General features: G+C 63.4%; 8 protein-coding genes. 6 read left to right on the top strand and 2 right to left on the bottom strand.

What is annotated here, in order from left to right; genetic code table 11:
• From AC1DX0_RS27525 to AC1DX0_RS27500, 6 genes are all read left to right on the top strand, one after another.
• A partial coding sequence (locus AC1DX0_RS27525) for a glutamine amidotransferase (RefSeq protein ID WP_477357540.1) occupies nucleotides 1-633 on the top strand: 633 nt, incomplete at its 5' end.
• Nucleotides 634-660: 27 nt separating this feature from the next.
• On the top strand, nucleotides 661-1,431 hold the full coding sequence (locus tag AC1DX0_RS27520) for an ATP-binding cassette domain-containing protein (RefSeq protein ID WP_477222302.1): 771 nt from the start codon (nucleotides 661-663) through the stop codon (nucleotides 1,429-1,431).
• A 34-nt stretch (nucleotides 1,432-1,465) separates the two neighbouring features.
• Nucleotides 1,466-2,452, top strand: coding sequence for an autoinducer 2 ABC transporter substrate-binding protein (locus AC1DX0_RS27515; RefSeq protein ID WP_477222301.1), 987 nt, complete (start codon nucleotides 1,466-1,468; stop codon nucleotides 2,450-2,452).
• Nucleotides 2,453-2,498: 46 nt separating this feature from the next.
• Nucleotides 2,499-3,446, top strand: a complete 948-nt coding sequence (locus tag AC1DX0_RS27510) for an ABC transporter permease (RefSeq protein ID WP_477222300.1) — start codon at nucleotides 2,499-2,501, stop codon at nucleotides 3,444-3,446.
• Complete coding sequence (locus AC1DX0_RS27505) at nucleotides 3,443-4,402, top strand: ABC transporter permease (RefSeq protein ID WP_477222299.1); 960 nt, start codon at nucleotides 3,443-3,445, stop codon at nucleotides 4,400-4,402. Before AC1DX0_RS27510 ends, AC1DX0_RS27505 begins: the two co-directional genes overlap by 4 nt.
• The gene (locus AC1DX0_RS27500) at nucleotides 4,402-5,718 is read left to right on the top strand and encodes a M20 family metallopeptidase (RefSeq protein WP_477222298.1); all 1,317 of its coding nucleotides are present in this window, start codon (nucleotides 4,402-4,404) and stop codon (nucleotides 5,716-5,718) included. The genes AC1DX0_RS27505 and AC1DX0_RS27500 overlap by 1 nt, the downstream gene beginning before the upstream one ends.
• 18 nt (nucleotides 5,719-5,736) lie before the next feature.
• On the opposite strand, the gene AC1DX0_RS27495 is transcribed toward AC1DX0_RS27500, so the two are convergent.
• Entirely contained in the window at nucleotides 5,737-6,615 is an 879-nt protein-coding gene (locus AC1DX0_RS27495; RefSeq protein WP_477222297.1) for an SMP-30/gluconolactonase/LRE family protein, read from the bottom strand.
• A gap of 36 nt (nucleotides 6,616-6,651) precedes the next feature.
• The coding region (locus tag AC1DX0_RS27490) for a beta-keto acid cleavage family enzyme (RefSeq protein ID WP_477357537.1) at nucleotides 6,652-7,281 on the bottom strand (630 nt) is incomplete at its 5' end.

The following is a 7,281-nucleotide window of genomic DNA, read 5'->3' as shown; positions in this document are numbered from 1 at the left end:
CTCGACTACATGCCGGCCCACGAGGCTGTTGAAAAGCTGCCTTTCACCATGGAGGGCCTGTCGCAATACAAGGCGCTCATCCTCTCAGACATCGGCGCGAATTCGCTCCTGCTCCACCCCGATGTCTGGCTGCACGGCAAGACGGTCCCCAACCGGCTCAAGCTTCTGCGCGACTGGACGCTGGCCGGCGGCGGCCTGATCATGATCGGCGGCTACTTCTCCTTCCAGGGCATCGACGGCAAGGCGCGCTGGCATCGCACCGCGGTCGAGGATGCGCTACCGGTGACCTGCCTGCCCTACGATGACCGCCTGGAAGTTCCCGAGGGCTTTCGGCCTGAGATCATTGCCCCCAGGGATCACCCGCTCTTTGCCGGTATCGACGGTGAATGGCCCATTCTTCTCGGCGCCAACGAAGTCGTTGCCCGCGACCGGGACGACGTCGAAGTCCTGGCACGGCTGCCGCAGGACCAGGGCGGCCACCCGCTGCTGGTCACGGGACGCCATGGCGAAGGGCGCACCCTGGTCTGGACATCGGATATCGGCCCGCACTGGCTGCCCAACAGTTTCGTCGAATGGCCCGGCTATGCCCGCCTTTGGACCAATGTGCTGCGTTGGGTGAGCAAGACCATCTAACCGATCCGCAATCGCTGGATGACCGTCATGACAGAACCCTTTCTTGTCGCCAGGAACATCGCCAAGCGCTTCGGCGCGCTGACGGCGCTTTCAAATGTCGACCTGGAAATCCGCTCCGGCGAGGTGCTGGCGCTGCTCGGCGACAATGGCGCGGGCAAATCGACCTTCATCAAGATCCTAGCGGGCGCCCACCCGCCGAGCGACGGCGAGCTGGTCATCGAAGGCAAGCCGGTCGCGTTTTCCTCGCCCAAGGATGCGGCGTCATCGGGGATTGCCACGATCTTTCAGGAGTTGGCGCTCTCGGAGAACCTGTCGATCGCCGAAAACGTCTTTCTCGGCCGCGAATTGAAACGCTCCATTTTGGGCATTCCATTTCTGAAGCGTCAGGAAATGCGCCAGCGCGTCGATGGCCTGCTGAAGGAGCTCGATGCTCATATTTCGGATCCGGAAGCGCCTGTCGGCAGCCTGTCGGGCGGTCAGCGCCAGGCCGTCGCCATCTGCCGGGCGCTCAATCTGAACGCCAAACTGGTCATTATGGACGAGCCGACGGCGGCTCTTGCCGTCGCCGAGACCCGCAAGGTCCTGGCCTTGACGCGGCGGCTTGCCGCGCGCGGCTGTGCCGTCGTCCTCATCAGCCACAACATTTCCGAAGTCTTCGACGTTGCCGACCGCATCGTCGTGTTCCGGCGCGGCCGCAAGGTCGCCGAACGGCTGGCGGCCGAGACCAATCACGAGGAAGTCGTTTCGCTCATAACAGGCGCTCATCCCGACGTGCGGGCGCTCGAAAAAACAAACTGAAACGCACGTCATTTCCAGAGAGGATCAAACCACAATGCTTTCACAGTTCAAGAAAGTGCTCGCCGCCTCCGCCCTGTCACTCGTCATTGCCACGGCAGCGCACGCCGCCGACAAACACAAGGTCGCCTTCGTCCCGCAGTTGATCGGCATCCCTTATTTCAACGCCATGGAAGCCGGCGGCAACCGCGCCGCCAAGGACCTCGGTGTCGATTTCATCTATTCCGGCCCCGTCGACACCAACCCGGTCGACCAGTTGCAGATCGTCCAGAACCTGATCGACCAGGGTGTCGAGGCGATTTCGGTCAGCGTGCTCGATGCCTCCAGCATCGCCCCCGTTGTCGAGAGCGCCAAGGCGAAGGGCATCAAACTGTTCACCAGCGACAGTGATGCGCCCGACAGCGGCCGCGCTGTCTATGTGGCCCAGGCGACCGACGAAGGCCTCGGCACCACGATCATCGACGAACTCGTCAAGCGCGTTGGCGAGGACGCAACGATTGGCATCGTCTCCGGCGAGGCGACGGCGTCCAATCTCAATGCCTGGATCGGCTTCATGCAAAAGCAAGCCACCGCCAAATATCCGAAGCTGAAGCTGCTCGCGCCGCAATTCGCCGGCGGCACGGCCGAACGCGCCGCGCAAATCTCCGGCGATCTCATGGCCGCCAACCCCGATATCAAGGCCATCATTGCCGTCGCATCCTCGACCTGCCCGGGCGTTGCCCAGGCCATCGAAACCGCCGGCAAGATCGGCTCCGTGATCGGCGCCGGCTACTGCAGCCCGAACACGGCGCGCTCCTACCTGAAGAGCGGTGCCTTCGGCTTCACCGTGCTCTGGGACCCCGAACAGCTCGGCTATCTCACGGTCTGGGCCGGCAAGCAGCTGATCGACGGCAAGGCCTTCGAGGCGGAGAACAAGATCGCCGGCCTGGAAAAGCCCGTCACCTACGATGCCGCCAAGGGCATCCTGCTGCTCGGGCCGCCGGCTGTCTTCACCAAGGACAATGTCGACAAGTTCAACTTCTGAGCCTGACATGAGCGCGGTGCGACAGTCTGCAAACGGTGTCTTCTCCATGAACGGACGCGAGTGGTCTCTGCTTGTCGCCTGTTTGCTGGCGATCATCATCTTTTCTGTCGCATCGCCCCACTACGCCACCTCAGGCAATGCGGCGACGGTGCTGCGCAACAGCGTCGAACTGTTGCTCATCGGCCTTGGCATGACCTTGCTCCTGGCCATGGGCGGCATCGATGTGTCGATCGGCATCGTCATGGGGCTCGCGGCCATCGCCATCGGCCGCGTGCTCGGTGCCGATGGCAATCCGGCGCTGGCAATCATTGTCGGCCCGCTGGTCGGGGCATTGCTGGGATGCGTGACGGCAACCGTCGTCGTGCTGGGCCGCGTTCCGGCCATCGTCGCAACGCTCGGCCTGCTCGGCGTCTACCGCACCGCCGTCTTCGTCCTTCTCGGCGGGCAATGGCTTTCCGGCCTGCCATCGAGCCTCACCAATATTCTTGCAACGACCGTACTCGGTGTCCCCGTTCCTGCCCTGGTGATCGCCATTGCCTATCTCATCGTCTGGCTGGCGTTGCGGCGAACGCCTTATGGGCTGAATTTGCTGGCGATCGGCAATTCGGAGGAAAAGGCGCGGCTGTCCGGCATACCGGTCATCAAGACCCGCTTCATGACCTTCCTCATCAGCGGCTTTCTGACCGGCATTGCCGCCACTTTCTATGTCGCCACCTACCGCAATGTCGAAATGACGATCGGCAGCACGCTGGCGCTCGATGCCATTGCCGCGGTCATTCTCGGAGGCACAAGCATATTGGGCGGCAAATGCAGCCTGATCGGCACGGTGCTCGGCGTGCTTCTGTTGCGAATCCTGCAGAACGGATTGCTTTTGATTGGCGTCCCCTCGCTCTGGCAGCCCGTCGTCACCGGTGTTCTCATCATCGGCGTGCTTGGCTTTGAGGCTGTCTCCAACCGATTGTCGCTTGGCCTGATACAGCGAGCCCGCGCATGAAAACGCTCCGCAACCTGCAGGGCCCAGCCCTCACCTTGGCCTTGCTCTGCGGGCTCTGGCTGATCGTGATTGTCGGCCTGTTGGCGCTCCGGCCTTCGGTTTTCAACCTCGGTACTGTCACCACCGTCCTTCAGTTCTCGACGATCCTGGCGCTGGTCGGCCTTGGCCAAGCGCTGGTCATCCTGGCTGGCGGCGCCGGCATCGACCTGTCGGTCGGCGGCGCAGTGTCGCTCTCGGCCATCCTTGCCATGCTTTGCATCAAGCTGGGCTTGCCGCCTGTCCTGCTGCCGGCCGTCTGCATCCTGGCAGGCGCCCTGCTCGGTGCGTTGAACGGATGGCTGGTGAACGGGCTCGCCCTTCTCCCCTTCATAGCAACGCTCGGCACATTCTTCGTCTATTCCGGCGCGGCACTTGCCGTCACCGGCGGTGGAGCCCAGGCGGGCGTGCCTTCCTGGCTGCTTGCGTGGGGGCGTGGCGTTGTCATGGGCATTCCCATGCCTTTTCTCACCCTCGCCATCCCGTGCTTCGTGCTGGCCGGCCTGGTGCTGATCTCGACGGCCTGGGGGCGCTGGATCTATGCCATGGGCTTCAATGAACGTTCGGCCAAACTGGTCGGCATTCCGGTCGATCGCGTGCGCTTCATTCTCTATTGCTTGAGCGGCGCTCTCGCTGGTGCTGCCGGCCTCGTTTCGCTCGCCTGGCTCGGCAGCGGCCGGCCCAACATCGGCCAGAACCTCGAACTGGAATCGCTCACCGCCGCCATGCTCGGAGGCATCGTCATCACCGGCGGCCGTGGCGGCGTCGGCGGCGTGTTCGCGGCCGTCCTGCTGCTGGTCACGCTGAAGACCGGCCTTCTGCAATTGAACATCAACACGGTTTGGCAGGTGGGGATTGTCGGCGCCCTTCTGGTGTTCGTCCTTCTCGCCGACCGACTTTCCCAACGTTGGAGATCATGATGCCGTCCAAAGAAGAGATCATCGCCGCGCGCGTCGAGGCAGCCGCCGACCGCATCGTCGCAACGCTGAGCGATCTCGTCGCCTTCCCCTCGATCGTGAAATCCAATCCGAAGGAGGCCGGCCCCGGCGAGCGTGATTGCCAGCTCTATCTGCAAAAGCGCATCGAAGCGCTCGGCTTCTCGACCGATCTCTGGGATCCGGACGGGCCGGCGCTCTACGAAAAATACAAGGGCCGCGCCGGCGCCAACAAGGGCAGGACTTTTGAAGGCCGGCCCAATCTCGGCGGCGTCCTGAAGGGTACAGGCGGCGGACGCTCCATCATGCTCACCGGCCACATCGACGTCGTCCCGCCGGGCGCCGCCAGCCACTGGACGACCGACCCGTTCCAACCCGTGCTCAAGGATGGCTTCCTGCACGGCCGCGGCACGGTCGACATGAAAGGCGGTGTTGCCTGCATGCTCATGGCCGTCGAAATCCTCAGGGAACTCGACATGCCCCTGTCCGGTGACATCGTCTTCACCACCGTCGTCGACGAGGAAATCGGCGGCATGGGTTCGCTCGCCATGGTCGATCGCGGTTTTCACGCCGACGCCGGTATCATGACCGAACCGACGGCAAACAAGATCGCGCCGCTCTGCCACGGCATCCTGTGGGGCAGGATCATCATCGACGGCATAGGCGGCCATGCCGAACTCACGCCGAATGCCTGGTATTCGAGCGGCCCGGTCGATGCCGTCCAGCTTTGCCGGCAAATCCTCGACGGTATCGACATTCTCAACCGGCGCTGGATGTTTGATCCCCGGAAAAACCATCCGCTGATGGACCTGCCCAACCAGATCATCGTCACCCAGATCAATGCCGGCGAACACCCCTCCTCCATGGCAGGACGCGGCGAGATCATCATCGACGCGCAATATCTGCCGAGCGAGCATGACGAGTTCAGGCTGGGCGGCAACGTCAAGCGCGAGATCGAAGAGCATATCGCCAATGTCTGCCAGGCGGATCCCTACCTGCGAAAACACCCGGCCCGTATCGAATGGATTCTCGACGCGGACTGCGCCGAGATCCCGTCGGACAATCCGTTCGTCGGTGTCTTTCAGCAGGCCGTCGAGGAAGCCAATCTGTCGCCCGTTCTCAGTGGTTTCGGCGCGCACAGCGACATCGGCCTGCCGACCGGCCTTGGCAACACCCCGACCGTCAACTTCGGCCCGGGCGACCCGGCGCAGGCGCATCAGCCGAACGAACGCGTTTCGGTGCGCGATCTCGTCGATTGCACGAAGGCGATTGCGATTGCCGTCGAGAAATGGTGCCGCTGAACTCGCAGCGGGTTGAAGTCACCCGCCAAACCGCGGCTCCGGAACACCGGTCACCCCCAGGCCTGTAATCGCGAACAGGCTGCCGCGCAGCACACCGTCGCCGGGAAAGCGCGGCAGCGGCGGCTTGGCCATCGAGGTGACGTAGAGCGTGTCGAGCTTCGGCCCGCCGAACATTACGCTGGTGATCTTCTTCACCGGCATGTCGATGATGCGATCGACGGTACCGTCAGGCGCATAGCGCACCAGGCGGCCATCATAGACCAGCGCATTCCACAGATAGCCCTCGGCATCGACGGTCGAGCCATCGGCCGCGCCGCCCTTGCTGGTGTCGACGCGCACAAAAGTACGGCGGTTGGTGGCCGCACCGGTGGCGATGTCGTAGTCATAGGCCCAGATCTCGCCGGTCCAGGTGTCGGCGAAATAGAAGGTGCGGTCGTCGGGGCTCCAGCACGGACCGTTGGAGCAGATGATGCCGGAATCGATCCTGGTGACGGAGAAATCCGGATCGAGCCGGTAGAGCCCGCCTGATGGCCCCTCCTCCATCGTGTCCATCGAGCCGGCGAAGAAGCGGCCGCGCCGGTCAACCTTGCCGTCATTGAGGCGGTTCATCGGCCTGTCCGGCTCCGGATCATGGATCAAGGTCACATCGCCAGAGGCAAAATCGAGCAGATGGAAGCCGCGCTGCAGCGAGACGACCGCGCCGCTGCCATCCTTGCGCAGCGCCATCGAGCCGATCTTCATCGGCACGTCCCAGGAGCGTATCTCGCGCCCGTCAGCGGTGGCGCGGAACACGCGGCCGTCGAAACTGTCGATCCAGTACAGGCGCTCCTGTTCGACGTCCCATAGCGGGCCTTCGCCCAGCGTCGTCTTCACGTCCACCACGACTTCGATCTTCATGCCATCCTCCTCTGTTTCGACGACTGCAGCGACTGGTCAGAAGGCGACCTTGTCGCCGCCCTTCAGCGACAGCATCTCGCGCGCCTCGTCCGGCGTCGCCACCTCCATGCCAAGCCCCTCGATGATCTTGCGCGCCAGCAGGACCTGCTCGGCGTTCGACTTGGCGAGCTTGCCCTTGCCGGCCCACAGGCTGTCCTCCAGCCCGACCCGGATGTTGCCGCCAAGCGCTGCCGATTGCGCTGCGATGCGCAACTGGCTGGCGCCAGCGCCGAGCACCGACCAGCGGAACTGGTCGCCGAACAGCCGGTCCGCGGTGCGCTTCATATGGGCGACGTCTTCGGGATGAGTGCCGATGCCGCCGAGCAGGCCGAACACCGACTGCACGAAGAATGGCGGCTTCACCAGCCCGCGATCGGCGAAATGGGCGAGGTTGTAGAGGTGCGCAATGTCGTAGCACTCGAACTCGAAGCGCGTGCCATTGTCGTAGCAAGTCGCCAGGATGTACTCGATGTCCTTGAACGAGTTGCGGAAAACGAGGTCGCGCGTCGCCTCCAGATGCGGCTTTTCCCAGTCGAACTTGAAGGTCTCGTATTTGTCGGCGAGGTGATAGAGCCCGAAATTGATCGAACCCATATTGAGCGAGGCGACTTCCGGCTTGAACTGGGC

Source organism: Mesorhizobium sp. P3_A9, from assembly GCF_056402975.1.
This window is presented reverse-complemented; position numbering and strand designations above follow the sequence as displayed.

What these genes read in the sequence shown, in the direction of transcription:
- AC1DX0_RS27520 (WP_477222302.1), top strand. Translation starts at nt 661, where the DNA reads ATGACAGAACCCTTTCTTGTCGCCAGGAACATCGCCAAGCGCTTCGGC.
- AC1DX0_RS27515 (WP_477222301.1), top strand. Translation starts at nt 1,466, where the DNA reads ATGCTTTCACAGTTCAAGAAAGTGCTCGCCGCCTCCGCCCTGTCACTC.
- AC1DX0_RS27510 (WP_477222300.1), top strand. Translation starts at nt 2,499, where the DNA reads ATGAACGGACGCGAGTGGTCTCTGCTTGTCGCCTGTTTGCTGGCGATC.
- AC1DX0_RS27505 (WP_477222299.1), top strand. Translation starts at nt 3,443, where the DNA reads ATGAAAACGCTCCGCAACCTGCAGGGCCCAGCCCTCACCTTGGCCTTG.
- AC1DX0_RS27500 (WP_477222298.1), top strand. Translation starts at nt 4,402, where the DNA reads ATGCCGTCCAAAGAAGAGATCATCGCCGCGCGCGTCGAGGCAGCCGCC.
- AC1DX0_RS27495 (WP_477222297.1), bottom strand. Translation starts at nt 6,615, where the DNA reads ATGAAGATCGAAGTCGTGGTGGACGTGAAGACGACGCTGGGCGAAGGC.